This window comes from Frondihabitans sp. VKM Ac-2883, from assembly GCF_015350875.1.
In the GTDB taxonomy this organism is placed as follows: Bacteria; Actinomycetota; Actinomycetes; order Actinomycetales; family Microbacteriaceae; genus Frondihabitans.
Window position 1 is genome coordinate 291,372 of sequence record NZ_JADKSF010000001.1, and the last position, 25,478, is coordinate 316,849.

Below are 25,478 nucleotides of genomic sequence, written 5' to 3' on the forward strand. Positions count from 1 at the left end.
AACGGCGCCACGCGGGCGCGGATGGTGCTGCGGAGGCGATCGCTGGTCAGGCGGCCGAGGCAGAGTGTCGGCGAGCGCGCGGGGAAGAAACGGCGCTGATAGCCACCGTCCGGAACGGGGTGTGGGCTGTCTTCGTCATTGTGTCCTCCCGAGGCATTCGCTTCTGCATATAGTCACGTGGCTTCATGCCGCCACCTCGAAGGTGACCGCAAGCAGCCTTACAGGATAAACCGACGCCGACGTAAACCGCAATGAAAAGTTCGGTTCTCGCGCTGCCGCCGAATTCGAAGGAGAAACGCCCGGCCGACCCCGCCCGATCGGCATGGAGTCGTCGGCGCGCTCGCGTTTCTCCTTCAAATTCGGGCCCGATGCCGCGCTCCGGCAGGAGAGCCCGAAATCGGCGGAGACGGCTGGCCTGGAAGACGCCCTGCCTAGTGGAAGAAGTGACGCTCTCCGGTGAAGTACATCGAGGCACCGGCGGCCTGGGCGGCGGCGATGACCTCGTTGTCGCGGATCGACCCACCCGGCTGCACCACGGCGCGAACGCCCGCGGCGAGAAGCACCTCGAGCCCGTCGGCGAACGGGAAGAACGCGTCGGAGGCAGCTACGGAGCCCTGAGCGCGATCGCCAGCCCGCTGCACGGCGAGGTGGCACGAGTCGACCCGGTTGACCTGCCCCATGCCGACGCCGACCGAGGCACCGCCCGAAGCCAGCAGAATCGCGTTCGATTTGACCGACCGCGACGCGATCCAGGCGAACTCCAGGTCGGCGCGCGTGGCCTCGTCGACCTCCTCGCCCGCCACCAAGCTCCAGCCCGACGACGAGAAGCCCGTGAAGCGGTCGCTGTCTTGCACGAGCACGCCGCCCGAGATCTGCTTGTACTCGCGGTCGGCGAGGGCGAACCCGTCGGGAAGCTGCAGCAGGCGGATGTTCTTTTTCGCCGTCAGGATCGCGAGCGCCTCCGGCTCGAAGCCTGGTGCGACGACGACCTCGGTGAAGATGTCTTTGACCGTCTCGGCCATGGCGATGGTGACGGTGCGGTTCGCCGCGATCACTCCCCCGAAGGCCGACAGGGGGTCGCAGGCGTGCGCGCGGGCGTGCGCGTCGGCGATGGGGTCAGCCTCATCGAGACCTCCGACGGCGATCCCGCACGGGTTGGCGTGCTTGATGATGGCGACGGCCGGACGGTCGAAGTCGAATGCCGCCCGCACCGCCGCGTCGGCATCGACGAAGTTGTTGTACGACATCTCTTTGCCGTGCAGCTGGGTCGCCTGCGCGATGCCGGTTCCGTCCGTCTCGGCGTACAGCGCGGCTGCCTGGTGCGAGTTCTCGCCGTAGCGGAGGGTGTGCTCCAGTTCGGCCGAGACGGCGAAGGTCTGATCGAACGGGGCCGAGGATCCTGCCGTCGCCGCTGGGGCATCCGTGCCGGCATCGTGCTCGGCCCGCACCCCGACACTCGCCGCGAAGTACGCCGCGACCGCGGTGTCGTAGGAGGCGGTGTGGGCGAAGGCCTCGCCCGCGAGACGCTGACGCTGGGCCAGAGTCGTGCCGCCGAGGGTGAGTGCCTTCGTGATCTGGGGGTACGACGCGGGTGAGACGGCGATCGCCACGTTGGCGTGGTTCTTGGCCGCCGCCCGGACGAGCGCCGGGCCGCCGATGTCGATGTTCTCGATCACGGTCGGGGCATCCGCGCCCGACGCCACCGTCTCGACGAACGGGTAGAGGTTGACCACGACGAGCTGGAACGGCTTGATGTCGAGGTCGCGGAGCTGGTCTTCGTGCGTCTCGAGGCGCAGGTCGGCGAGCACGCCGGCGTGGATGGCGGGATGCAGCGTCTTGACGCGCCCGTCGAGCGACTCGGGGAAGTCGGTCACCGCACTCACGTCGGTGACCGCGAACCCGGCGTCGCGGATCGTCTGCGCGGTCGAACCCGTCGACACGATCTCGACGCCCGCCTTCGCGAGGGCCGTCGCGAGTTCGACCAGCCCGGTCTTGTCGCTCACGGAGATCAGCGCGCGCGCGATCTCGATGGCGTCGCGGTCGCGGTAGAGGCTGGGGTCGATTGCGTGGCCGCTCATGCGGGAGTCTTCTCCGTCAGGTCGATTGTTCCGTTGGCGATATCGAGGATGCTCTGCACAAGCAACCGGCGCTCGACGACCTTGATGCGGTCGTGGAGCGTGTCTTCGGTGTCGCCGGGGTGCACGGGAATGCGCTCCTGCGACAGGATGGGGCCCGAGTCGACGCCGTTGTCGACGACGATGACGCTCGCCCCGGTCTGGCTCACTCCGGCCGCGATCGCATCGCGGACCCCGTGGGCGCCGGGAAACTCGGGCAAGTAGGCGGGATGCGTGTTGATCAGCCTCGGGCTGAACGCCTCGACGACGCGGGGCGGTACGAGCCGCATAAAACCGCTGAGAACCACGAGGTCGGGCTGCCACTGCCGAATCTGGTCGAGCAGCTCGTCGCCCCAGGCCTCGCGGTCGGGAAAACTCGTGAACGGCACCGAGAACGTGGCGATGCCGAACGCCTCGGCATGCTCGAAACCGTCGGCCGCTCGGTCGGCCCCGACTGCGACGACCCGGGCCGGATATTCGACGTCGCTCGCGGCTTCGAGGAGGGCCCGGAGATTGGAGCCCCCGCCGGAGATGAGCACGACGAGCCTTAGCACCCGGCAAGCCTAGCGTGCGGTCTAGCGCTGCCCGGGCGGTTCTCCACAGGGCTATCCGGCCCGGGAAAGCTGCTCCGAAGCGGGCCCACCAGTCGGCCCAATATGCGGACAGCACACCAAGGCCCACCATGGTGTCGAGTCTGCATCGTGGGCATCAGCGCGTGAACCCGTCGAGGCGCTCAGTCGGAACGTCGTCGGGCGAGCGCGTGTCGGACGAGCGGCCGTCGGACGACCGCTTGTCGCGCGGCAGCACCGTGTCGAGGCTCGGCAGCCCATCAACTCTCTCGGGCGCGCCGGGCCCGCCGGCGTCACGGTCACCGGCACTACGCGAGCGACCAGGATCCGACACGGCCGACACCGGCTCCGTCTTGGCGCGAGCAGCGGCCGCACGCTCCGGCAGCCTCTCGCCCACCACCTGCGCGAGGTCGCCGATCGCCTCGGCCCCGGACTTCACCACGAGGGCGAGAACCGCCGGGATGCCGACCTCCAGTGCAGCGAACGGCCCCACGACCCAGGCGTCAGGACCCACCGACGCAAGCCGACCCGGGCCGGCGGAACCGGCCGAGACGCCGGCCACCCCGCCGATGATCAGACCGGCGACGACGCCCGTCGAGACGCCTACGACGGCGCGGAAGAGAAGGGAGTCGCGGGCGCCCAGAGCGCGCTCGATGCGGCCGCGCATCAACGTGACGACAACGAACGAGGCGACGACGGGAACGAGGAGGCCGACGAAGGCGAAAGCCGGGGTCGACGTAGGCAGGGCGCCAAGGAAGGGCACGGCCGGCATCGGGCCGAGGGTGGTGCCGAGCGGCGAGACCGAGGATCCTTCGCCGAGTGCGAAGCCCGGGCCGACGAGCCAGGACGCGACCCAGGCGACGGCGTTGGGCACCAGTGCGATCTGGCCGATCGTGAGAGCGAGGCCGCCGAGCACCCCGGCGTGTGCCCCCTCGTACAGCGAGATGATCGACGCGTAGTTCGTGAGCAGGAGGAGTGCGAGGATCGCCCCGGCGACGGCGAAGACGATGACCGCGACGGCGGCGCCCGCGCGAAGCGACACCAGGCTGATCGACCGACCGAGTGCCGGGATGGCTTCTACCCCGCGCAGAAGAAGGGCCGTGAGCGGGTCGGGTGTCGCGCCGCGGCGACGCCGGTTGACCTCGGCCGCCGCGAGCAGGGGAACGGCGAAGACGAGCGTGGGCAGGACGATTCCCTGCGCGAGAGAGACGGTCGCCCCGGGACGGCTGGCCGTGGCTGTCACGATGGCCGAGGCGAGGGCGAACGCGAGGACGGCGACGCCGGAGCCGATCGCGCGGTGGCTCGTCTCGGCGATTCGCCGGCCGGCCCGCGCGCCGAGCAGCACGGTGGTGAGCGCAAAACCCAGAGCCGCTATCGAGATGACGATCGGAGCACCCGCGCCGCTGATTCCGGTCGCCGCCGCAGCCGATTTCGACAGCGTCAGGGTGAGGTCGGCCCCGTGACCCACCAGCCAGACGTCGACGCCGGCCTGCCAGAAGACGACCCAGTCGATCTGCAGCCCGTACTGGAAGGCCCAGAGGAAGGTGAGCGACACCACGGGGATGCCCACGCCGATGCCCACGACGAGCAGAGACTCGAGCGCGGCGAAGACGGCGGTGAGAGGGCGATTCATACGGCCACGACTGTACCGGGGGCCACCGACGCTAAAGGGCCGCCCCGCCGAAAGCGGAGCGGCCCTTCAGTAAGCAAGCCTCAGCCCGTGACGCCGGAATTCAGCGCCGACACCGCCGATGGGCGGTCGTGCCACCGAAATGCAGTGTCAGCACCGAAATGCAGTGCCAGGCCCGAACAGCGGCGCGAGGCCTGAGAGCGGCGTCAGAGCGAGCTGTAGACCTCGCGCAGCAAGGCAGCAGTCTCGCTTGGCGTCTTGCCGACCTTGACGCCGGCTGCCTCGAGGGCCTCCTTCTTGGCCTGCGCTGTGCCGGCCGACCCGGAGACGATTGCACCGGCGTGGCCCATGGTCCTGCCCTCGGGAGCGGTGAATCCGGCCACGTAGCCGACGACCGGCTTCGTTACGTTCGCCTTGATGTAGTCGGCAGCGCGCTCTTCGGCGTCGCCGCCGATCTCGCCGATCATCACGATCGCCTTCGTCTCGGGGTCGGCCTCGAACGCCGCGAGCGCGTCGATGTGCGTCGTGCCGATGACAGGGTCGCCGCCGATGCCGATCGCAGTCGAGAAGCCGAGATCGCGGAGCTCGAACATCATCTGGTACGTGAGCGTACCCGACTTCGACACGAGGCCGATCGGACCCTTGCCGGTGATGTTGTTGGGGGTGATGCCGACCAACGACTCGCCGGGCGTGATGATGCCGGGGCAGTTCGGGCCGATGATGCGGGTCGCGCCACCCTTCGACTTGGCGAGCGCCCAGAACTCGGCGGCGTCTTGCGCCGGGATGCCCTCGGTGATGACGACGACGAGCGGGATGCCCGCTTCGATGGCCTCGACGACGGCGTCTTTCGCGAACGCCGGCGGAACGAAGACGATCGACACGTCGGCGCCGGTCGTCTCGATGGCCTCGGTAACGGTGCCGAACACGGGCAGCGTGACGTCGCCGTGCGAGACGGTGGTGCCGGCCTTGCGGGCGTTGACGCCGCCCACGACCTGCGTGCCCGCCTTCAGCATGAGAGCGGTGTGCTTGGTGCCCTCGCCGCCGGTGATGCCCTGGACGATGACTTTGGAGTCTTTGGTGAGGAAGATCGACATTGTTCTGATCCTTTACTTCTCGTCGGCAGCGGCGAAAGCCAGCTCGGCGGCTTTGTCGGCGGCTTCGTCCATGGTCGCAACGACGGTGACGAGGGGGTGAGCGGCTTCGGCCAAGATCTTTCGGCCCTCGTCGACGTTGTTGCCGTCGAGACGCACGACCAGGGGCTTCGTCGCGGCGTCGCCCAGGATGCCGAGCGCGGCGACGATTCCGTTGGCGACGGCATCGCACGCTGTGATGCCGCCGAAGACGTTGACGAAGACGCTCTTGACCTGCTCGTCGCCCAGGATGACGTCGAGGCCGTTCGCCATGACCTCGGCGCTCGCTCCGCCGCCGATGTCGAGGAAGTTGGCCGGCTTGACCCCGCCATGCTTCTCTCCGGCGTAGGCGACGACGTCGAGGGTCGACATGACGAGACCCGCGCCGTTGCCGATGATTCCGACCTGGCCGTCGAGTTTGACGTAGTTGAGACCAGCAGCCTTGGCCTTGGCCTCGAGCGGGTCGGCGGCCTCCGCGTCTTCCAGGGACGCGTGGCCGGGGTGACGGAAGTCGGCGTTCTCGTCGATCGAGACCTTGCCGTCGAGTGCCACGATGTCGCCCTGCTCGGTAAGCACGAGAGGGTTGACCTCGACCAGAGAGGCGTCTTCGCCCTTGTAGACGTCGTAGAGCTTCACGAGCACCGGCGCAACCTTCTCGATCAGGTCGTCGGGGAATCCGCCCGCCCTGGCGATTTCGGTGGCCTTCGCGAGGTCGATGCCCGTCAGCGGGTCGACCTCGACTCGCGCGAGAGCTTCGGGACGCTCGACGGCGAGCTCTTCGATCTCCATGCCGCCCTCGACGCTGCAGAGCGAGAGGTACGAGCGGTTGGCCCGGTCGAGGAGCACGGAGAAGTAAAACTCCTGCTTGATCTGGGCCCCGCCCGCGACCATGACGCGCTTGACCGTGTGGCCCTTGATATCGAGCCCCAGAATCGCTTCCGCAGCGGCCTCGGCATCGGCGGCTGTCTTCGCGACCTTGACGCCGCCGGCCTTGCCTCGACCGCCCACCTTGACCTGGGCCTTCACCACGGTCACGCCGCCGATCTTCTCCGCCGCAGCCCGCACCTCGGCGGGAGTATCGGCGATGATGCCGGGGAGGACTGGTACGCCGTAGACCTCGAAGAGGTCTCTGGCCTGGTACTCGAAAAGATCCACGCTGTTCTTCCAATCCGCATCGCTGCGTCTCACCACACGGTGTCGTTCCTCTCCCAGCCTGGATAACCGGCGGGAAGGGCGTCTCGAACTCTCTCGACATCGAGACTATGGGCCGTCCATCAGCCTAGCGCGCACCCCCAACACGCTTCTGGCGCTGGCCACAGGTCCGTTCCCCTGGGAGCGCCCACAGAACAGCCCGTACCCCGCGGCGTAGACCGGAGGCATGGCTAAAGACACGAACGTCAAGACGCAAGAGAAGCTCGGCGAGATCCTCACCGCCCGTGAGGTGTCACGCCTCGGCGAGGGATTCCACGCCGACGTCGTCGACCACGACCCGGTTCCCGGTGCGCCCGCGGGCCTTGCCGGCATCCAGGAGTTCTGGTCCTCCTTCTTTGAGGCCTTCCCGGACGTCGACCTCAAGGTAGAAACGCTGGTCGCCGACGACGAGTACGTCACCGCGGTCTTCACAATCTCGGGCACCCACACCGGTCCGTTCGAGGGCAACGAGCCGACCGGCAAGAGCTTCCAGGTGCGAGGCATCCAGGTCGGCAAGTTCAACGACGAAGGCCTGATCGTCGAGCGCTGGGGCGCCACCGACCAGGCGACCCTGATGCAGCAACTCGGATTGGACTCCTGACATGAGCGACGCACCATTCACCGACGCGAGTGACCCCGACGAATCGTTCGCCGAGTCGGAGCAGATCGTCACCAACGATGCCGTGGCGGGCGAAACCGTCGAGCCCGGCATCGGTGAAGGCAACGACGGGCCGACGGGCGGCGCACCCTCCGAGGGCGAGCCGGAGTACGCCGAGAACGACCTCGCCGGTGACGACATCGACCTCAGCGACGACGCCGACAACTGATCGTCCACACCTGAAGACCCCCTCTCCACAGAGGGGGTCTTCGTGGTTTCCGGAGCACTTCTGTGGAAAGCGGCGGCGAAGCCGTCCGAGGATCCGAGAGGGTCATCGGCATGAATCGACGAACGTCTGCCCCTCTCCCACCGCCGCACGCGGGCTCGATCCGGCCACGGCGGATCCTGCTCGCCCTCCTGGCTCTGCTGGCCACCTGTCTGCTGTTCGCTCCGCCGCCTCCCGCCTCCGCCCTCCAGTCGACCGGGCACGGTCGCGGATTCCTGTGGGACGGCGACGGGGTCTCCTGGCTCGGCACGTACCGCCTCGCCGACGGGCGGGCCGCGTTCTGCCTCGAGGTCGGCAGGTCGTCGCCGGTGGGCAACGACTACGACCTGAGCTCCTCGGCGACAGGGCTCGGCCTGACCTCGACCGAGATAGCCCGTCTCGCCTATATCGCGCGCACCTGGTCGGGCACCACCGATCCGGTGACGGCGGCGGCGGCCCAGCTCTCGGTCTGGTCGATCACCGGTCTCGACGGGCACACCCTCGAGTACTACGCCGGCCGGGCCAACGAGAAGCGCGATGCGGTGCTGAAGAAGGCGGCCACGTTCAGCGCCAGGGCTGCTGCGCAGGCAACGAACGGGGTCACGGCCGATGTGAGCCTGACCCTCGACGGCACCGGGGCGGGGCGAGTGCGCGCCGATCTCAGCGCCCGGCTCGAATCGGGCGGAGGCACGACGGTGGCAGCGGGTGCATTCGCCGGCTCGATCACCCTCCGTGGAGGCGCCTTCGCCGACGGTTCGTCGACCAAGGCCCTGCGTAACGGTCGCAATCAGTCGTTCCGCGCGACCGGTACGACGCCGATCAACCACGTCAGCGCCACCGCGTCGTTCTCGGGCCTTCCCTACCGCGCCGTGATCACGGTCGGCTCAAGCGCAGCCGGATCACAGCGACTCCTCTTCGACACCGCTCCCACAGGCACGGCGGCGAAGACCGAGACGGTCGAGGCCGTCTCACCCCGCCCCTTCCAGCCCCGGGTGGTGACGACGACCAGCGCGGCACAGGCGGCGGCCGGAGCGACCGTCACCGACGAGCTGAAGCTCTCTGTGAAACCGGGCACGGGGCTGCTGTCGAAGTGGGGGGTCTACCGGGTCTCCGGCACCTCGCATCCCGTGCCTGTGACGATCCGCAGCAGACTCCTCGGACCATTCGCGAAAAAACCGGCGACGTCGTCTGCGTGGCCGGCGAAGGCCCCCGAGGTCTGCCGCCTTGCGACGGTCGTGAAAACGGGGCCGGGTACCTACCGGACGAAACCCTGCACGCTCCCCTCGGAGGGCTACTTCGTCTGGGTCGAGACCATCGATCCGAAAGACACCCCCGTCGCTCAGGGGCGCTCCCGGGTCAAGGCCTGGAAGTCACCGTTCGCGTCCGCAACCGAGGTGACGTTCTCGCCACCGAAACCCCCGTCCCCGCTCCCGTCGATCGCCACGTCGGTGGAGCACGACGAGGTCGTTCCCGGCGAATGCACGCCCGATCGTCTCGTCGCGACCGGCTTCCCCGCCGACGCGGGCGATGTCGTCGTCGAATCCGTCCTTCTCGGCCCCTTCGCCGATGCGCCCGCCGACGGCCACGACTTCGGGCCAGACACGACCCTCGACGATCTACCGGTCGCAGGCCGAGTCGAGACCGCCGTGACGGGCGACGGCGAGTACGAATCACCCTGCGTCGAGACGCGAAAGCCGGGGCACTACGTCTGGGTCTTCCTCTCCGAGGGGTCGAAGCCGATCGGCGCCGCGCAGGCGGTCGCCCCCTTCACCGATCTCACCGCTCACGCGAGCGAGCGGTTCGTCGTGTCGAAACCCGACGTGCCGACCCCGACGCCCACTCCATCCGTGCCGCCCACAACCCCGCCGACGCCACCGACCCCCTCGGTGAGCACTCCTCCGACGACGACGCCCGTGCCTCCCGCACCAGACGAGCCCCGGCCTCCGCGCCTGCTCGCCTTCACCGGGTCCGGGCCTCTCAGACCCATCGCGATCGCCGCCGGAAGCAGCCTCGGACTCGGCTTCCTGGCAGTTCTCACCGGTGTGATCGCTCGCCGCCTCCGAGCTCGGCGCGAACCTGCATCGACTCCAGGATCCGCCGCACCCCCGCTCGACGACACCGTCTAGCCGGCCCACAACGAAAGTGCCCAAAACGGTGCTTGCCAGCTCGGTGAGCGCCGTTTTGGTCACTCTCGTGCCGCGTTCACAATCCGGCCGGACCACCGGGCAGCGCCGCTACCCGGTAGCCGGACCCACCCGGCAGCCAGCACCCGGCAGCCCGCCTAGATCTTTTCGATCGGCGCGACCTTGATCAGCAGTTTCTTTCGGCCCGCGGTGTCGAACTGCACCTCGGCGATGCGCCGTGGACCGATGCCGGTGACGGCGACGACCCGGCCCTCGCCGAAGTCGACGTGTGATATGCGGTCGTCGGCCGCGAGCTCGAGGTCGCCGTTGTCGCGCACGGTGCCGGTGACCCGGTTGGACCATTCGGTCTTGGGTTTCGTCTTGGCCGCGGCTGCCGCCCGGTCGTAGCTGCCGCCCCCCATGCCGCCCCCGCCGCGTAGTCCACCGGCTCGAGGAGCGCCACCAAAGCCGCGATCGGTGAAGCCGCTATCGCGGCGGGCGTTGAGCGCGCGCGGTTCTGTGCCCCCGCGGCTGTTGGCCATGCCGGGCGATTGCTTCCAGTCGATCAGCTCGACGGGGATCTCTTGGAGGTAACGCGAGGGCATCGCCACGTTGACCTCACCGAACTGCGCCCGCGTCATCGCGAGCGACAGGAACAGCTTCTGACGCGCCCGCGTGATGCCCACGTAGAACAACCGTCGCTCTTCGGCGGGCCCGCCCGGCTCCGATGCCGACATGCGGTGCGGCAGCAGGTCTTCTTCGACGCCGGTGAGGAACACCGCCTCGTATTCGAGCCCCTTCGCCGTGTGGAGCGTCATCAGCGACACCGTGCCGCTGGTGTCGTCGAGGTCGTCGGCCGCGGCGACGAGAGTGACCTCGGTGAGGAAGTCGAGGAGGACCCCGTCGGGGTTGTTCTTCTGGAACTCCCGGGTGACGGCGACAAGCTCATCGATGTTCTCGGCGCGGGCCTCGTCTTGAGGATCGCGCGACGCGCGGAGAGCGGTTACGAGCCCGCTGCCCTCGATCAGCGCCGTGAGGATCTCGGAGACCGGAGCGGTCGCCGCGGTGGCTGTCACGTCGTCGAGCAGCTGAGCCAGGCCGGTGATCGCACCGGTCACCTTCGGCCCAAGGCCGAGAGCCGCGGCGTTGCGCATTGCGTCGCGCAGGCCCACCTCGTTGGTGTCGGCATACCGCTGGAGCGCCGTCTCGGTCGCCGGACCGATGCCGCGCTTCGGGGTGTTCATGATGCGCCGGAGCGCCATAGGGTCTGCCGGGTTTGCCACGGCGATCAGGTACGCCATCGCGTCTTTGATCTCGGCGCGTTCGTAGAACTTCGTTCCGCCGAGCACCCGGTACGGGATGGCGGAGCGAATGAAAATCTCTTCGAGGGCTCGCGTCTGCGAGTTGGTGCGGTAGAAGACGGCCACGTCTTTGTAGGCCATGCCGGCCTCGTGCAGGGACGCGATCTCGTCGGCGACGAATTGCGCCTCGTCGTGCCCGGTGTAGCCCGTGAACCCGACGATCTTGTCGCCCGACCCCACTGTTGTGAAGAGGCTCTTCGCCTGGCGGTCGAAGTTGTTCGAGATGACGGCGTTCGCCGCGTCGAGGATGTTCTGCGTCGACCGGTAGTTCTGCTCAAGCAGAATCACCTTCGAGTTCGGGAAGTCGTGCTCGAACTCGGTGATGTTGCGGATGTCGGCGCCACGGAACGCGTAAATCGACTGGTCGGAGTCGCCGACGACCGTGAGCGACGCCCCCGGGATCCGCCCGCTGCCGTCTTTCAGCGAGGCGACGTACTGGCCGCCGCGCTCGAGCTCTTCGACGAGGGGTGTCTCGACCGGGCGCGTGAGCTCGCGGATCAGGGCGTACTGCGCGTGGTTGGTGTCTTGGTACTCGTCGACCAGGATGTGCCGGAACCGACGCTGATAGACGGCGGCCACATGCGGGAACGCTCGGAACAGGTAGACCGTCTGGGCAATGAGGTCGTCGAAGTCGAAGGCGTTGGCGCGCTGGAGCTCGCGGGTGTACTGCCGGAAGATCTCGAGGAACATGACCTCCTGCGGGTCGCCCATGTTGATCTGGCGGGAGTACGTCTCGACGTCGCTGAGCTCGTTCTTGAGCTTGGAGATCTTTCCGGAGGCCTGGCTCACCGTGAACCCGAGCGAGTCGGCGTCGAGCTCTTTCAGGATTCGCTTGAGCAACGCCCTCGAGTCGGCGCTGTCGTAGATCGTGAAGCTCTTGGTGAAGCCGAACTGCTCGGCCTCGCGCCGCAGAATGCGCACGCACGCCGAGTGGAACGTCGAGATCCACATCCCCTCGGCCGACTGCCCGACGAGCTGGGCGACTCGCTCACGCATCTCGGCTGCCGCCTTGTTGGTGAAGGTGATGGCGAGGATCTGGCTGGGCCAGGCCTCACGCGAGTCGAGGAACCCCGCGATGCGGCGGGTGAGCACGCTCGTCTTACCGGAGCCGGCGCCGGCCACGATGAGAAGCGACTGGCCGCGGTACTCGACCGCTTCTTTCTGCTGCGGATTCAGGCCGGCGGTCAGCCGATCGTTCGGCGTGCCGCCGGTGCTGTCGAAGGGCTCGAGGACGATCGTCATGATCCCCCAAGCCTACGGCCGCCCACCGACACCGCCACCCGCGGCGTGCGTCTCAGCTGTTGGCCGACACCCTCGGAAGAACCTCCAGCAGCAGCTCGGGAAAGTCGGTGAAGACCCCGTCGACGCCGGTCGCGGCGATCTCGTGGAATTCGGTGCGCCAATCGCCGTGATCGGCCTTCGCCGACCCGATGCGGTTCGGCTTCGCGAGGAACGCGTTCTCCGGTCGCAGGGTCCAGGTGAAGGCCTCAAGCCCGAGCCCGTGCGCCCGCTCGACCAGGGTCGCGTCGCCGCGACCGCCCTCGCCGAGTAGCAGGCCCTTGGGCACGCTGACTCCGTCGAGACCTCCGTCGCGGTTCAGGGCGGCCATGCCCTCCGCAGTCAGCTGTTCGGCGTACGTCGTCGCCGCCGCGCCATCGCGCGCCACCAGGTCGAACGCCGCGCCCGCCGCCTCGAGCAAATAGACGAAGCGCCCTCCGACACCGCGCCCGCGCAGGTCATCGAGGACGCCCCGCTCGAAGCTCTCCACCGTCAGCCGGGGGTCGTCGATCCAGCCGGTCTCGGCCAGTTCCGTCGCAACCAGCTCGCCGAGCGGCAGCCCGATCGAGGCGAAGTAGGTGGCATGCTTCACCTCGGCCACGAGCGAGACGGCGGCCTCCACGGCCTCGTCTGCGTCAAGGAGGTCGAGCAGATCGCGGAACCGCAGGATCCTGCCCTCGCCGTCGTGGCCCGTACTCTGGGGTCGCAGCAGCGGCAATCTCTCCTGGATGCGCAGGCGCTGCAGCTCGAGCCAGGTGAAGTCTTCGGTGAACCAGCCGGTGACCTGCTGGCCGTCGACCTCTTTGGTCGTGCGGCGATCTTCGAAGTCGGGGTGCTCGGCGACGTCGGTCGTTCCCGAGATCTCGTTCTCGTGCCGCAGTACCAGCACTCCGTCTTTCGACGCGACGATGTCGGGCTCGATGGCGTCGGCTCCGAGCTCGATGGCGAGCCGATACGCGTCGGCGCCGTGCTCGGGGCGGTGGCCGCTGGCTCCGCGATGGGCGATGACGAGGGGTTCGAGGGTCACGAGAACACGGTAACCGCAGGATCCGACAGCCCGGCTCACGACCCTCTCCCCACCCCGCTCTCAGTCGGGTGCAAACGTGCACGCCCTGCACGTTCTCCCGTGGCGAAACCGCCTCTCATCAGGTGAATTCTCAGCACGTGTCTTACAGCAGACACGTAGACTCGAGTTCAACAAAAGCAGTGTCGGTCGACCCCACCAACCATCGCCGACGCGGATCCCCTGGAGGACCAATTGGCTCACTCGAATCCCGGCTTCAGTCAGTCGCCGGCCTTTTCGAACAACGGCAACGACCTGGTGAACTGGCAGGCCGCGCAGTCAGCTCAGGGCAAGGCTGGTCAGCAGCCGGTCGTGAACGGCGGCATGACTGCCGAGCAGCTCAACGACCTGTACAGCAAGCCCAGCGCGACGCCGGTCGACACCGACCGGATGACGTACGAAGACGTCGTCGCCAAGACCGTCGGCGCCTTCGCTGTGCTCCTCGTCGGTGCCGCGATCGGCTGGTTCGTTCCCGCTCTCGCCGTCGTCGGCGGAATCGTCGGCTTGGTCCTCGCCTTCGTCAACATCTTCAAGAAGCGCCCGTCGGGTGCTCTCGTTCTCGCTTACGCCGGCTTCGAGGGTCTTCTCGTCGGTGGGCTCTCGAGCTACTTCGAGGCCGCCTACGACGGCATCGTCGTTCAGGCCATCCTCGGCACGCTCGGCGTGTTCGCGGTGACGCTGGCACTCTTCAAGTCGGGCAAGGTCCGCGAGTCGAAGCGCGCTACCCAGATCTTCCTCGTCGCCATGCTCGGCTACCTGGCCTTCTCGTTGATCAGCTTCGTTCTGCAGCTCACCGGCGTGACCTCGGGTCAGTTTGGCCTCCGCAGCATCGAGTTCCTCGGCATTCCGCTCGGCTTCTGGATCGGCATCATCGTCGTTCTCCTCGCCGCCTACTCGCTCGTGATGGACTTCACGCAGATCAAGGTCGGCGTCGAGCGGGGTGTCCCGCGCGTCTTCGGATGGCAGGCCGCTTTCGGCCTCGTCGTCACGATCGTGTGGCTGTACACCGAGATCCTGCGCATGCTCGCGATCCTGCGCGGCAACAACTAGCTCGCGCCTCAGCAAACGGGCCGCTCTTCTCACGGAGGGCGGCCCGTTTTGCGTCCACCCTGGTGCGGATCGGGCATGAGTTCGGCCGCGGTCGATGGGCAGCCGCGGCCGCTGTGGCCGCCGAGATCGCACTTGGAGTCGCCCTCACCCGACCACTACTGCGATCTCGGCGCCCGGGCGTCGTCGCCCGGCCCGCGAAATGGCCCGATCTTCCGCTCTATGCCGGCATTCCCGTAGTTCAGGCCACCTCGCGCTCTCCGCCCGCACTCCGCCGAGATCGCACTAGTGGTCACCACCACCCGACCACTAGTGCGATCTCGGCGCCGTCACGGTGCGACAAGCCACCCCGCCCCCGCCCTTCGCACCCCGGAACCGCAAACGGCCCACGACACCGCCGAAAGACGGTGTCGCGGGCCGAAAGCGGTGCGCCTCGGAGCCAGGCAGCCAGCTAGTTGCGCGCCGCTACTCCCACTCGATGGTGCCCGGCGGCTTCGACGTGACGTCGAGCACGACGCGGTTGACGCCGGCGACCTCGTTCGTGATGCGGTTGGAAATCTTGGCGAGCACGTCGTAGGGCAGGCGGGTCCAGTCGGCGGTCATCGCGTCTTCGGAGGAGACGGGGCGGAGCACGATGGGGTGACCGTAGGTGCGCCCGTCGCCCTGGACGCCGACCGACCGGACGTCGGCAAGGAGCACGACGGGGCACTGCCAGATCTCGTTGTCGAGGCCCGCCGCGGTGAGCTCGGCACGGGCGATCTTGTCGGCAGCACGAAGCAGCTCGAGGCGCTCGTGCGTGACCTCGCCGACGATGCGGATACCCAGGCCGGGCCCGGGGAACGGCTGGCGGCCGACGATGACCTCGGGAAGCCCGAGCTCGCGACCGATGGCGCGGACCTCGTCTTTGAACAGGGTGCGGAGCGGCTCTACGAGCTCGAACTGCAGGTCTTCGGGGAGGCCGCCGACATTGTGGTGGCTCTTGATGTTCGCGGTGCCGGTGCCGCCGCCCGACTCGACCACGTCGGGGTAGAGCGTGCCCTGCACGAGGAACTTGACCGGCTCGCCAGCACCCGAGGCGTCGGCTTCGAGAACGAGGGCCGTGGCCGCCTCTTCGAAGGACCGGATGAACTCGCGACCGATGATCTTGCGCTTCTGCTCGGGGTCGGAGACTCCGGCGAGAGCGTCGAGGAACTGCTGCTCGGCGTCGACCGTGATGAGACGGATGCCCGTGGCAGCGACGTAGTCGTTCTCGACCTGAGTGCGCTCATCGGCGCGCAGCAGGCCGTGATCGACGAAGATGCAGGTGAGCTGGTCACCGACAGCCTTGTGCACGATGGCCGCGGCCACGGCCGAGTCGACCCCGCCCGAGAGACCGCAGATAACGAGCCCCGCACCGATCTGCTCCTGGATGCGCGCCACTTGCTCGGCGATGACGTTGCCGCTGTTCCAGTCGGCGGGAATACCTGCCGCGCGGTGCAGGAAGTTTTCGAGCACGGCCTGCCCGTGGGCGGAGTGCTTGACCTCGGGGTGCCATTGCACGCCATAGAGGCGTCGGGCGTCGGATGCGAACGCGGCAACGGGGGTCGACGCACTCGAGGCGAGCACCTCGAAGCCCTCGGGCGCCTTCGAAACGGAGTCGCCGTGGCTCATCCACGCCGTCTGTGCGGCGGGTTGACCATCGAGCAGTGTCGACTCGGTGCCCGAGACGGTCACGTCGGTGGCGCCGTATTCACGGGCGCCCGTCTTCGCCACCTCGCCGCCCAGGGCGACGGCCATGGCCTGGAAGCCATAGCAGATGCCCAGCACGGGCACTTCGAGGTCGAGGATGCCGGCGTCCAGGGCCGGCGCACCCTCTTCGTAGACGCTCGACGGGCCGCCACTGAGGACGATGCCGACCGGGCTCTTCGCCGCGACCTCGGCCGCGGTGATGGTGTGCGGCACGATCTCGGAGTACACGCCGGCCTCGCGAACGCGTCGGGCGATCAACTGGGCGTACTGTGCACCGAAGTCGACGACGAGGACGGGCTTCTGCACGGTCTCGTCGCTCATGCGGTGGCCTTCGCCGTCTCGCGCTCTGCTTGCAGCGCCTCGTATTCGGTCAGGGCGATCTTGGCCATGTGGCGCTCCACGAAGAATGACATCAGAGGGATGACTCCGCCGAGAGCGATGAGGATGAACCGAGAGAACGGCCACCGCATGATGCTCCACAGGCGGAAGTCGGTGAACAGGTAGACGACGTACAGCCAGCCGTGGGCGATGAGGATACCGAGCGACAGGTCGAGCGCGGGGCTGCGGATGGTGCCCTCGCGCACGAAGAAGCCGCGAGGATCGCCGATGGCCATCTCGGTCTGGAGGCCGGTGTACTTCAACAGCATCTCGAAGCAGAGCAGCAGGAGCATCACACCGGTGACGTAGGCGGAGATCTTGTACAGGCGCACCGCCCCCGGGATCTTGGGGATATTGCGCGGCCGAGGCTTCAGGGGCATGGGAGCCAGTCTAATCGAGGCGGATCAGGGGTCAGTCGGCGTGAAGCGATGCCTGGGGAGAACCGCCCTCGAGCAGCGCACGGGCCTCTTCGGCCTCCTCGATCTCGCGCTCGAAAGCGTCTCGCACGAGACGGAACCAGAGGAAGATCGCGAAGCCGGCGAAGACCACCCACTCGATCGCGTAGAAGAGGTTCAAGAAGTTGATCGAGGTCTTGTCGATCGGAGGCGGCGAGTAGATCGCCGACAGGTCGCCCCAGGAGCGATCGGCCACGACATAGCCGTTGTAGACGTCGCCCGAGAAGTCGCTCCACTGATTGATGAGCTGCGGTACGGCGACGACCGTCTCCCTACCCTCCTGGAACTTGCCCTCGGATGCAGCCTCACTCGGCAGATACCGCCCGGCGAGCGCGGTCGTCGTCGGGGCCGCCGGCACCGACGAGATCGCGTTCCGCGCGTCGGCGGCAGTCGCACCCCAGCCGAGCGCGACGGCGAGCGAGCCGCCCGTCGAGGAGTCGACGAAGCGGCCGACGAGCCAGTAGCCACTGTCGGAGTGGTTGAGGCGGCCGCTGATGACGCGGAAGTCGTCTTTGTCGAACGCGCCCGTGACCGTCACCTTCTGGCCGGTGAACTTATCGAGGTATTTGCTCTGGGGCGACGTGAGGTCGGAGAGGGGGGTGCTGGTCTCGGATCCTGTGCTGACGGGCTTGAGACTGTCGACGCTGCGATCGAGCTGCCAGTGCCCGAGCCAGGCGAAGAGCCCGGCGACAGCGAGGGCGAGCGCGAGCATGCCGATCCAGCGCGGTCGACGCGCGACCTCCCACATGCTGTCGGGAAGCGGTCTCGCCTGGTCGTCGCGCATCAGTATTCGGGGTCTCTCTGCCGTGTTGCTCGGTGGTCGGACTGCTGGCTGGCCTGCTCGGCCGCAGCGTCGACCTCGTCGTCGTCGGTGCCATAGAGGAATTCGTCGGTGTCGACGGGGACCGCGAGCGCCACAGCCTCGAGGTCGTCGTCGAGATCGGCACTCTGCCGGGGTGTCTCACCGGCGAGGGCCGCCTCCATCAGAGCGATCTCTTCGCTGCCCCGCGGCACGACCTGCTGCTTCGCGTTCGCCCGGGCGGCCTTCTTCTTCTTGCGCAAGAGTACGCCTCCGATCTTCTCGGAATTGGCGGCAAGCAGCGGCCCGATGACGGCCATGATGAGCACGTAAAGACCGGCAAACGGTTGGATGCGGTCGTCGAGCCCCGCCCCCAGCGAGAGCGTCGCGAGGATCAGAGCGAACTCGCCCCGGTTGTGCAGAATTGCTGCCGCGTTGATTCCGGCCTGCGGCCCGAGCTTGTTGAGCCACGCGACGAACTGGCCGGCACCCGCGTTGAGCACGATCGTCATGACGACGGCCGCGATCACGGGCCAGACCACCGCGGGGAAGGTGCCGGGGTTCAGCGCGAGGCCGAAGTTCAAGAAGAAGAACGCCGCGAAGACGTCGCGCATCGGGAGCGCGAAGGTCTCGATGCGGTTGCGGAACCGCGTCGCCCCGCAGACCAGACCGATCAGGAACGCCCCGATCGCGTCGGTGACGCCGAGAATCTCGCCGATCCCCGCGAACATGACGGCGAGCCCGAAGAAGAGGATCGTGAAGAGCTCGTCGTCTTTGGTGCGCATGAGTCTCGAGACCCATTTGCCGCCCCATCTCGCGATGGTGAACATCACTATGAGGAACAGGAACGCAATCGCGAGTTTGCCGATCACCGGCCACGGCGCGGTCTCGCCGCTGAGCACGACCGAGACGATGGCGAGGTAGATCGCGATGAAGATGTCTTCGACGACGGTGATGCCAAGGATCATCGGCGTCTCGCGGTTCGCCAGACGGCCGAGCTCGATCAGCAGCTTGGTGACGATCGCGGACGACGACGTGGCCGTGATGCCCGCGATCACGAGCGCCTCGCGCGTGCCCCAGCCGACCCAGAAGCCGAAGGCCAGGCCGACGACCATATTCACGGCTATGTAGCTGCCACCCGACAGCACCAGCTTGCCGACGTTGCCGAAGAACTCGTCTTGATCGAACTCGAGCCCGAGGTTGAACAGCAGAAGGATCAACCCGAAGATCGCGATTAGCTCGATCTTGTCGGACTCGAAGTCGAGGGGGAACCAGCCCACGTGCGGGCTCGCGAGCAGGCCGACGACCATGTAGACGGGAATGGTCGGGAGGCCGATCAGCTTCGCCAGCCGGCCGAGGATGTACGCCAGGACGAGGAGGATCCCTAAGACGAGGAGCTCTTGACCCAGGTGCATACGGCTTAGACCCCCGGCGGGGAGTCGAGCGACGAACCGCCGTCGACGAGCGTGCTGCCGCCCGCGGGCACGCCGGCCGCCGACTTGATACCGCCGCTGCGGTAGAAGTGGAACGCCTTCGCGACCTTCTCGGGCGAACCTGCGACCACGAGCGTGTCGCCCGGGAACACCTTGAAGTCGCCCGAGGGCGCCGGGTTCGCGGTCTCACCGCGCACGACCGCGACGACGGTCAGACCGACGACGCCTTTGGCCGCGAGGTCACCGAGCGGCTGCCCGGCGATGTGGTCGTCGTAGTCGACCGTGAACCAGTCGATGCTGAGGCCCGGCATCTGCTCGAGCGCCGACAGCGACTCGGTGATGCGGGTGCCGCCGAGCAACTCGGCGAGGGTGTGCGCTTCGTCTTCGCTCAGACGCAGCGACACCTTCGTGACGTTGTCGCCGTCGGCATCGTCGCTGAACGTGATGAGGTCGCTGTGGCCGGAGCGATGCGTAATCACTCCGCACTTGCCACCGTCGTCGGTGATGAAGGTGTGAAGCACTCCCACACCGGGGAGTTTCACACGACGCACGTCAACCATGGGCTGGTCTCCAGAAGCTCGGGGGCAGTCGTCTCAGCTTACCGTCGCGAAAATCGAGGCGAGCCGGGCTGTCCACAGGGTCAACAAGGATCCGGCGGCGGCGCTTCCCGGCACCGGGTCGCCCCGCGCACGCTGTCAGCGAACCCGGTCCGCGGGATCCTACGCTTCTCGTCGGTGCGATCCGAAGGGCCTCAACACGCGCCGCTCGACCCGACCTGCGCGGCTAGTGCGGGTGGTACGGCGCGACGACCACTTCGACGCGCTGGAACTCTTTGAGGTCGCTGTAGCCGGTCGTCGCCATGGAGCGGCGGAGGGCTCCCATGAGATTCGCCGTACCGTTGGTCGTCGGCGCCGGGCCGAACAGGATGTTCTCGAGCGTGCCCGTCGATCCGACGTGCATGCGTCGGCCACGAGGCAGTTCGGGGTGGTGCGCCTCGGCTCCCCAGTGGAAACCGCCACCCGGCACGTCGGTCGCACGGGCGAGGGCGGCACCGAGCATGACGGCGTCGGCCCCCATCGCGATGGCCTTGACGATATCGCCCGAGGTGCCGAGACCGCCGTCGGCGATGACGTGCACGTACCGGCCGCCCGACTCGTCGAGGTAGTCGCGGCGTGCTCCGGCGACGTCGGCGACCGCCGACGCCATGGGTGCGTGGATGCCGAGCGAGGCGCGGGTGGTCGAGGCTGCTCCCCCGCCGAAACCGACGAGGACGCCGGCCGCACCCGTTCGCATGAGGTGAAGCGCCGCCGTGTAGGTGGAGGCACCGCCCACGATCACGGGCACGTCGAGTTCGTAGATGAACTTCTTCAGGTTGAGCGGCTCGGCGTTCTTCGACACGTGCTCGGCCGAGACCGTCGTGCCGCGGATCACGAAGAGGTCGACACCGGCGTCGACCACCGTCTGATAGAGGTCTTGGGTGCGCTGCGGGCTGAGGGCGCCGGCGACCGGGACCCCGGCTGCACGGATCTCGGCGAGCCTCGCCGTGACGAGCTCGGGCCGGATGGGTGCCGCGTAGATCTCTTGCATGCGGGCGGTGGCGATCTCGTCGGGCAGGCCGCGGATCTCGGCGAGCACCGCCTCGGGGTCGTCGTAGCGAGTCCAGACGCCCTCGAGGTCAAGCACGCCCAGGCCGCCGAGCTGACCGATGCGGATGGCCGTCGCCGGGCTTACCACGGAGTCCATGGGGGCCGCGATGATCGGCGTCTCGAAGTGGAACGCGTCGATCGACCAGCCGAGGTTGACGTCGCGGGGGTCACGGGTGCGGCGGCTCGGAACGATCGCGATGTCGTCGAACGCGTATGCGCGGCGGGCGCGCTTGGCGACGCCGATCTCTACCTCAGTCACTCGTCAACCCTACCGGCCTGCCGCCCTCCTGCCCGTGACACCGCTTTTCGGACTCAACACCGCCGATGGACGTGCTCCGCCCCGAAAGACGGTGTCGCCGTCATCGCCGAGTCACGCCGGCGGTGCTCAGCAGCGCGTGAAGCCGTGGCGGCTCCAGCGCATCTCGCCAGACCCATCGCACCACACTGCGAACCTCGGGCAGGGCTTCGAGTCGGCGCTCGCGATGCTTCTCCTCGACGACCACCTGCGACGGTGTACGCCCACGGAGGTACTCGGCCTTCGCGTATTTCTGAAAGCCATCCAGCTCGCCGATAGCCCCCGCTCGCTCCCACCAGAAATCGACGACGCCGATGCGGCCTAGGCGGTCGTCGAAAGGGACCTGCAGCTGCGGCGCCTCGAAGCCGAGGCTGTCGATGACGACGCGCGACAGGCTTTCACCCGGATTGGCCGCCCGAGGATCGGCAAAGGCGAGTACACGCTGAGCCTGCTGGCGCCCGTGGGTCCGGCCGGAATCCCCCAGGGCGCACGCAATGGCATCAATGGTTGTTCCTTCGAGTCGAAGTGCCGCGTCGCAGACCGCGACCGCGTCGGGGAAAGAACTTCCGAGCGCGATATCCGCGAGAGTCCGTGTTGGCGAGGTCAGTGTGAATGGCGGCACCTCGATGACGTCGGTCGCGGTCAACGGGGCAGCATGCCAGACGGTGCCAGACCTCGACCTGGTACTTCGGGCACCCGGGTTCGTGAAGTGAACAAGCTCAGGCTCGTTCAGTAGCGGCAGTCCGAGCAGAACGGCGGCGGACTCGTGAGACAGCACATCCTGAAACCCGCGCGACGCCGCCACCGCCTGAATGATTAGGAGTGATCGCCGTCGGCGATCGCTGGCCTCTCAGAGCGAAGCGTCAACGTACGCGCCGGCTCTCACTCGACGAAGCACACCCGACTTGCAGGCCTGCCGGAGGGTCTCGAGTGCCCGGCCACCCCTCGAGACATAGACGCCCTCGAATGGCCCGGGCGGAAGATCGAATCGCATGCGACGAGCTTCGACGACCCCAAGGATCCTTCGCTCGCGCTCTCCACAGCCCTCGTGGCGAAACACATCCCCGCTCACCGCGGCAAAACGGAGAGGGCACCGCCCATCGGCGGTGCCCTCTCCGGAAAGCGGTGCCTAGCGACTACCGACGGTAGTTCGGCGCCTCCACGACCATCTGCAGGTCGTGCGGGTGGCTCTCCTTGAGCCCAGCAGCGGTGATGCGCACGAACTTGCCACGGGCCTTCAGCTCGGGGATCGTGCGGCCTCCGACGTAGAACATCGACTGGCGGAGCCCGCCTGCGAGCTGGTAGACGACGTTGGCGAGCGCGCCGCGGTAGGGCACCTGGCCCTCGACGCCCTCGGGAATGAGCTTGTCGTCGCTCGGCACATCGGCCTGGAAGTAGCGGTCTTTGGAGTACGAGGTGTTCTTGCCGCGGGTCTGCATGGCTCCGAGGGATCCCATGCCGCGGTACGCCTTGAACTGCTTGCCGCCCACGAACACCATCTCGCCCGGGCTCTCGTCGCAGCCGGCGAGGAGCGAGCCGAGCATGACCGTATCGGCGCCGGCCACGAGGGCCTTGGCGATGTCACCGGAGTACTGCAGGCCGCCGTCGGCGATGACCGGAACGCCGGCCTCGCGTGCGGCGAGCGACGCCTCGTAGACGGCGGTGACCTGGGGCACGCCGACGCCCGAGACGACGCGGGTGGTGCAGATCGAGCCGGGGCCCACGCCGACCTTGATCGCGTCTGCGCCGGCGTCGATGAGCGCCTGGGCACCCGAGCGCGTTGCGACGTTACCGCCGATCACGTCGATGTCGGCAAAGGTCGGGTCGGCCTTGATGCGCTTGATCATGTCGAGCTCGCCGAAGCTCTCGCCATTGGCGGTGTCGACGACGAGGACGTCGACGCCCGCATCGCGGAGCGCCTGGGCGCGCTGCCACGCGTCGCCGAAGAAGCCGATCGCCGCACCGACACGAAGTCGGCCCGCGTCGTCTTTGGTCGCGTTCGGGTACTGCTCGGTCTTGTCGAAGTCTTTGACCGTGATGAGGCCGCGGAGGCGCCCGGCTTCGTCGACGAGGGGCAGCTTCTCGATCTTGTGCTGCGCGAAGATGGCGATCGCCGAGTCGGGATCGACGCCCTCGGCCGCGGTGATGAGCGGCGCCTTTGTCATGACGTCGCGCACAAGCGTGCTGGCCATCTCGAACTTCGAGACGAAGCGCATGTCGCGGTTCGTGATGATGCCGACGAGCGTGCCGTCCTGCTCGATGACCGGCAGGCCGGACACACGGAACTGACCGCACAGGGCGTCGACGTCGGCGACGGTGGCGTCGGGCGTCGTGGTGACCGGGTTGGTGATCATGCCCGACTCGCTGCGCTTGACCTTGTCGACGTGGGCCGCCTGGTCGGCGATCGACAGGTTGCGGTGGATGATGCCGAGACCGCCCTGGCGCGCCATGGCGATGGCCATGCGGGATTCGGTGACGGTGTCCATTGCCGCGGACAGGAGCGGCGTCGCCACCCGGATCCTTTTCGTCAATTGCGACGAGGTGTCTGCCTCGGACGGGATGACGTCGGTGTGCCCGGGCAGGAGCATGACGTCGTCGTACGTGAGTCCGATGAAACCGAAGGGATCCGGCTGGTCCATGAGCCACCTTTTGAGTGAATGAAGCTGCGACAGTGGGGGCCGGTTTCGCCGTCGAGCACCGGTGATACATCTTAACCCGCGAGGCACGCGATCATTCCCGAGACCGGAGCGGAGCAGGCCCGCCCCCGACCCGCAACAGCGCCGACACGAGCCGCCGGTACCGCAATGAGCCTAGGAACCATTTAGACTCCTGTGTCTCTACCGTGTTTTCGCGGAAACACAGCCGACACATAGGGAAAGTACTGTCAACGACGACGGCGAGCCAGACCCTCGGGGAAATGTCCGACTGGGCCGTCCAGGAGGTTCTGTGATTCTCGTGCCCACGAACACACCACCGCTCCGGAGTTCCCGCTCCCTGCGAACGCGTTCTGATACCCGATCGGGCTCCCGTTCCCGCATCCCCACCCGCCACTCGCTGGTCGTCGTGGCATCACTGCTGATGCTCGGGCTGCTGGCCAGCCTCGCCTCGCTCGTGCTCGCGCCGACCTCGGCGCAGGCGGCGACCACGACCTGTGTGGCCGATGCAACGACCGCGTGCATCCAGGGCACGCTAAAGACCAGCGACGGCAAGCCCGCCGAGGGCGTCACCATCTCGGCGAAGCCCGAGTCGGGCGATGCCCTGACCGGCACGACGAATGCGGTCGGCCGCTGGGTGATTCCGGCCAAGACGGCGGGCACCTACACCGTGTCGCTCGACGAGTCGACCCTGCCGAGCGGGCAGTTCCTCGCGAACGCCGGCACGAACGACCGCAAGGTCCAGGTGAGTCTCGGCTCGTCGGCCGGAACGCTCTTCCAGCTGACGACCACGAAGGGCGCGACTATCGACAACGCCGCGACCAACGACGTCACCTGGCAGCGTTTTGCCCAGCAGGCGGTCTCCGGGATCCGGCTCGGCCTCCTTCTGGCCCTCGCTGCCATCGGCCTCTCGCTGGTCTACGGCACGACCGGCCTCCAGAGCTTCGCCCACGGCGAGCAGGTGACGCTCGGCGGGTTGCTCGCCTACACGTTCGCGAACGTGCTGGGGCTCAACCTCATCCTCGCCGCGGTCGTCACGGTGGTGATCTCGGCGGCCACCGGGTTCTTCCAAGACGCCTTGATCTGGAAGCCGCTGCGCAAGAAGCGGCTCAGCCTGACGCAGCTCATGATCGTCACCATCGGTCTCTCGATCGCCCTGCAGTACGCGTTCCAGTACTTCTACGGCGCGGCCACGGTGCGCATCTCGACCGCCAACCCCGAGACGGTGACGATCGGCGGCGTGACGCTGACCGTCCAGTCGTACGTTGCGATGGGCATCTCGATCGTCGTGCTCGCCGGCGCTGGCTTCTTCCTCCTGAAGACCCGCACCGGCCGTGCCACCCGCGCGGTCTCGGACAACCCGTCGCTCGCCGCCGCCTCCGGCATCGACGTCGACCGGATCATCCGCCTCGTGTGGACGGTCGCCGCCGGTCTCGCCGGCCTCTCGGGCGTCATGCTCGGCCTCGTGCTGAACGGTGTCAACTGGCAGACCGGTCTGCAGATCCTTCTGCTGATCTTCGCCGCGGTGACCCTCGGCGGCCTCGGCACGGCCTTCGGCGCCCTGGTCGGCTCCATGATCGTCGGCATCATCGTCGAGCTCACGAACCTCGTGCTCCCCGGTGACTTCAAGTACGCGACGGCCCTCCTCATCCTCATCCTCATCCTGCTGTTCCGGCCGCAGGGCATCTTCGGCCGCCGCGAGCGCATCGGTTAAGGGAGAC

Annotated in this window: 20 protein-coding genes; 5 read left to right on the forward strand and 15 right to left on the reverse strand. The window is 67.7% G+C overall.

The window, feature by feature from the left end; translation table 11 throughout:
* Positions 1–431 precede the first annotated feature (431 nt).
* The 5 genes from purH to sucC all read right to left on the reverse strand — a co-directional run bounded on the left by purH (position 432) and on the right by sucC (position 6,598).
* Positions 432–2,078: a bifunctional phosphoribosylaminoimidazolecarboxamide formyltransferase/IMP cyclohydrolase gene (gene purH / locus ITJ49_RS01510; protein WP_194600614.1), complete on the reverse strand. Its 1,647-nt coding sequence runs from the start codon at positions 2,076–2,078 to the stop codon at positions 432–434.
* Positions 2,075–2,668 (reverse strand): phosphoribosylglycinamide formyltransferase, encoded by a 594-nt coding sequence (purN, locus tag ITJ49_RS01515; protein ID WP_123939522.1) that lies wholly within the window; start codon positions 2,666–2,668, stop codon positions 2,075–2,077. Before purN ends, purH begins: the two co-directional genes overlap by 4 nt.
* 154 nt (positions 2,669–2,822) lie before the next feature.
* Positions 2,823–4,316, reverse strand: a complete 1,494-nt coding sequence (locus ITJ49_RS01520) for a DUF6350 family protein (protein WP_194600616.1) — start codon at positions 4,314–4,316, stop codon at positions 2,823–2,825.
* Between the two features lie 203 nt (positions 4,317–4,519).
* Entirely contained in the window at positions 4,520–5,407 is an 888-nt protein-coding gene (gene sucD / locus ITJ49_RS01525; protein ID WP_194600620.1) for a succinate--CoA ligase subunit alpha, read from the reverse strand.
* Positions 5,408–5,419: 12 nt separating this feature from the next.
* Positions 5,420–6,598 carry an ADP-forming succinate--CoA ligase subunit beta gene (gene sucC, locus ITJ49_RS01530; RefSeq protein ID WP_194600622.1) on the reverse strand — a complete coding sequence of 393 codons (1,179 nt, stop codon included), beginning with the start codon at positions 6,596–6,598 and terminating at the stop codon, positions 5,420–5,422.
* Positions 6,599–6,821: 223 nt separating this feature from the next.
* On the opposite strand from sucC, the gene ITJ49_RS01535 reads away from it, so the two are divergent.
* The 3 genes from ITJ49_RS01535 to ITJ49_RS01545 all read left to right on the forward strand — a co-directional run bounded on the left by ITJ49_RS01535 (position 6,822) and on the right by ITJ49_RS01545 (position 9,623).
* Entirely contained in the window at positions 6,822–7,235 is a 414-nt protein-coding gene (locus ITJ49_RS01535) for an ester cyclase (RefSeq protein WP_055965115.1), read from the forward strand.
* Position 7,236: 1 nt separating this feature from the next.
* The gene (locus ITJ49_RS01540; protein WP_055965113.1) at positions 7,237–7,461 is read left to right on the forward strand and encodes a hypothetical protein; all 225 of its coding nucleotides are present in this window, start codon (positions 7,237–7,239) and stop codon (positions 7,459–7,461) included.
* Between the two features lie 110 nt (positions 7,462–7,571).
* On the forward strand, positions 7,572–9,623 hold the full coding sequence (locus ITJ49_RS01545) for a hypothetical protein (RefSeq protein WP_194600625.1): 2,052 nt from the start codon (positions 7,572–7,574) through the stop codon (positions 9,621–9,623).
* A gap of 155 nt (positions 9,624–9,778) precedes the next feature.
* Here ITJ49_RS01545 and ITJ49_RS01550 read toward each other — a convergent pair whose 3' ends face one another.
* Complete coding sequence (locus tag ITJ49_RS01550; protein WP_194600629.1) at positions 9,779–12,223, reverse strand: ATP-dependent helicase; 2,445 nt, start codon at positions 12,221–12,223, stop codon at positions 9,779–9,781.
* 52 nt (positions 12,224–12,275) lie between these two features.
* Positions 12,276–13,286 carry a glycerophosphodiester phosphodiesterase family protein gene (locus ITJ49_RS01555; RefSeq protein ID WP_194600632.1) on the reverse strand — a complete coding sequence of 337 codons (1,011 nt, stop codon included), beginning with the start codon at positions 13,284–13,286 and terminating at the stop codon, positions 12,276–12,278.
* A 231-nt stretch (positions 13,287–13,517) separates the two neighbouring features.
* Between ITJ49_RS01555 and ITJ49_RS01560 the strand changes: the two genes are divergently transcribed.
* Positions 13,518–14,372, forward strand: a complete 855-nt coding sequence (locus ITJ49_RS01560; protein WP_194600636.1) for a Bax inhibitor-1/YccA family protein — start codon at positions 13,518–13,520, stop codon at positions 14,370–14,372.
* A 462-nt stretch (positions 14,373–14,834) separates the two neighbouring features.
* Here ITJ49_RS01560 and guaA read toward each other — a convergent pair whose 3' ends face one another.
* The 8 genes from guaA to guaB all read right to left on the reverse strand — a co-directional run bounded on the left by guaA (position 14,835) and on the right by guaB (position 23,742).
* Entirely contained in the window at positions 14,835–16,418 is a 1,584-nt protein-coding gene (gene guaA, locus ITJ49_RS01565; RefSeq protein WP_194600639.1) for a glutamine-hydrolyzing GMP synthase, read from the reverse strand.
* Positions 16,415–16,855: a DUF3817 domain-containing protein gene (locus ITJ49_RS01570; RefSeq protein WP_055965098.1), complete on the reverse strand. Its 441-nt coding sequence runs from the start codon at positions 16,853–16,855 to the stop codon at positions 16,415–16,417. Before ITJ49_RS01570 ends, guaA begins: the two co-directional genes overlap by 4 nt.
* Before the next feature lie 31 nt (positions 16,856–16,886).
* Positions 16,887–17,714, reverse strand: coding sequence for an SURF1 family protein (locus tag ITJ49_RS01575; protein ID WP_194600643.1), 828 nt, complete (start codon positions 17,712–17,714; stop codon positions 16,887–16,889).
* Positions 17,714–19,144 carry a cation:proton antiporter gene (locus ITJ49_RS01580; protein ID WP_194600646.1) on the reverse strand — a complete coding sequence of 477 codons (1,431 nt, stop codon included), beginning with the start codon at positions 19,142–19,144 and terminating at the stop codon, positions 17,714–17,716. The genes ITJ49_RS01575 and ITJ49_RS01580 overlap by 1 nt, the downstream gene beginning before the upstream one ends.
* Positions 19,145–19,149: 5 nt before the next feature.
* Positions 19,150–19,722: a cation:proton antiporter regulatory subunit gene (locus tag ITJ49_RS01585; protein WP_055965091.1), complete on the reverse strand. Its 573-nt coding sequence runs from the start codon at positions 19,720–19,722 to the stop codon at positions 19,150–19,152.
* A 223-nt stretch (positions 19,723–19,945) separates the two neighbouring features.
* Positions 19,946–21,067, reverse strand: coding sequence for a GuaB3 family IMP dehydrogenase-related protein (locus tag ITJ49_RS01590; protein WP_055965089.1), 1,122 nt, complete (start codon positions 21,065–21,067; stop codon positions 19,946–19,948).
* A 100-nt stretch (positions 21,068–21,167) separates the two neighbouring features.
* The gene (locus ITJ49_RS01595) at positions 21,168–21,749 is read right to left on the reverse strand and encodes a hypothetical protein (protein WP_194600649.1); all 582 of its coding nucleotides are present in this window, start codon (positions 21,747–21,749) and stop codon (positions 21,168–21,170) included.
* Positions 21,750–22,239: 490 nt separating this feature from the next.
* Positions 22,240–23,742: an IMP dehydrogenase gene (gene guaB, locus ITJ49_RS01600; RefSeq protein ID WP_055965083.1), complete on the reverse strand. Its 1,503-nt coding sequence runs from the start codon at positions 23,740–23,742 to the stop codon at positions 22,240–22,242.
* Between the two features lie 424 nt (positions 23,743–24,166).
* On the opposite strand from guaB, the gene ITJ49_RS01605 reads away from it, so the two are divergent.
* A complete protein-coding gene (locus ITJ49_RS01605; RefSeq protein WP_370544325.1) occupies positions 24,167–25,471 on the forward strand; it encodes a branched-chain amino acid ABC transporter permease in 1,305 nt (434 codons plus the stop codon).
* Positions 25,472–25,478 lie beyond the last annotated feature (7 nt).

Excerpts from the sequence above, each read along its gene's own strand:
- purH (WP_194600614.1), bottom strand. The coding sequence starts at position 2,078 with ATGAGCGGCCACGCAATCGACCCCAGCCTCTACCGCGACCGCGACGCC.
- ITJ49_RS01520 (WP_194600616.1), bottom strand. The coding sequence starts at position 4,316 with ATGAATCGCCCTCTCACCGCCGTCTTCGCCGCGCTCGAGTCTCTGCTC.
- sucD (WP_194600620.1), bottom strand. The coding sequence starts at position 5,407 with ATGTCGATCTTCCTCACCAAAGACTCCAAAGTCATCGTCCAGGGCATC.
- ITJ49_RS01535 (WP_055965115.1), top strand. The coding sequence starts at position 6,822 with ATGGCTAAAGACACGAACGTCAAGACGCAAGAGAAGCTCGGCGAGATC.
- ITJ49_RS01540 (WP_055965113.1), top strand. The coding sequence starts at position 7,237 with ATGAGCGACGCACCATTCACCGACGCGAGTGACCCCGACGAATCGTTC.
- ITJ49_RS01545 (WP_194600625.1), top strand. The coding sequence starts at position 7,572 with ATGAATCGACGAACGTCTGCCCCTCTCCCACCGCCGCACGCGGGCTCG.
- ITJ49_RS01550 (WP_194600629.1), bottom strand. The coding sequence starts at position 12,223 with ATGACGATCGTCCTCGAGCCCTTCGACAGCACCGGCGGCACGCCGAAC.
- guaA (WP_194600639.1), bottom strand. The coding sequence starts at position 16,418 with ATGAGCGACGAGACCGTGCAGAAGCCCGTCCTCGTCGTCGACTTCGGT.
- ITJ49_RS01570 (WP_055965098.1), bottom strand. The coding sequence starts at position 16,855 with ATGCCCCTGAAGCCTCGGCCGCGCAATATCCCCAAGATCCCGGGGGCG.
- ITJ49_RS01575 (WP_194600643.1), bottom strand. The coding sequence starts at position 17,714 with ATGCGCGACGACCAGGCGAGACCGCTTCCCGACAGCATGTGGGAGGTC.
- ITJ49_RS01580 (WP_194600646.1), bottom strand. The coding sequence starts at position 19,144 with ATGCACCTGGGTCAAGAGCTCCTCGTCTTAGGGATCCTCCTCGTCCTG.
- ITJ49_RS01585 (WP_055965091.1), bottom strand. The coding sequence starts at position 19,722 with ATGGTTGACGTGCGTCGTGTGAAACTCCCCGGTGTGGGAGTGCTTCAC.
- guaB (WP_055965083.1), bottom strand. The coding sequence starts at position 23,742 with ATGGACCAGCCGGATCCCTTCGGTTTCATCGGACTCACGTACGACGAC.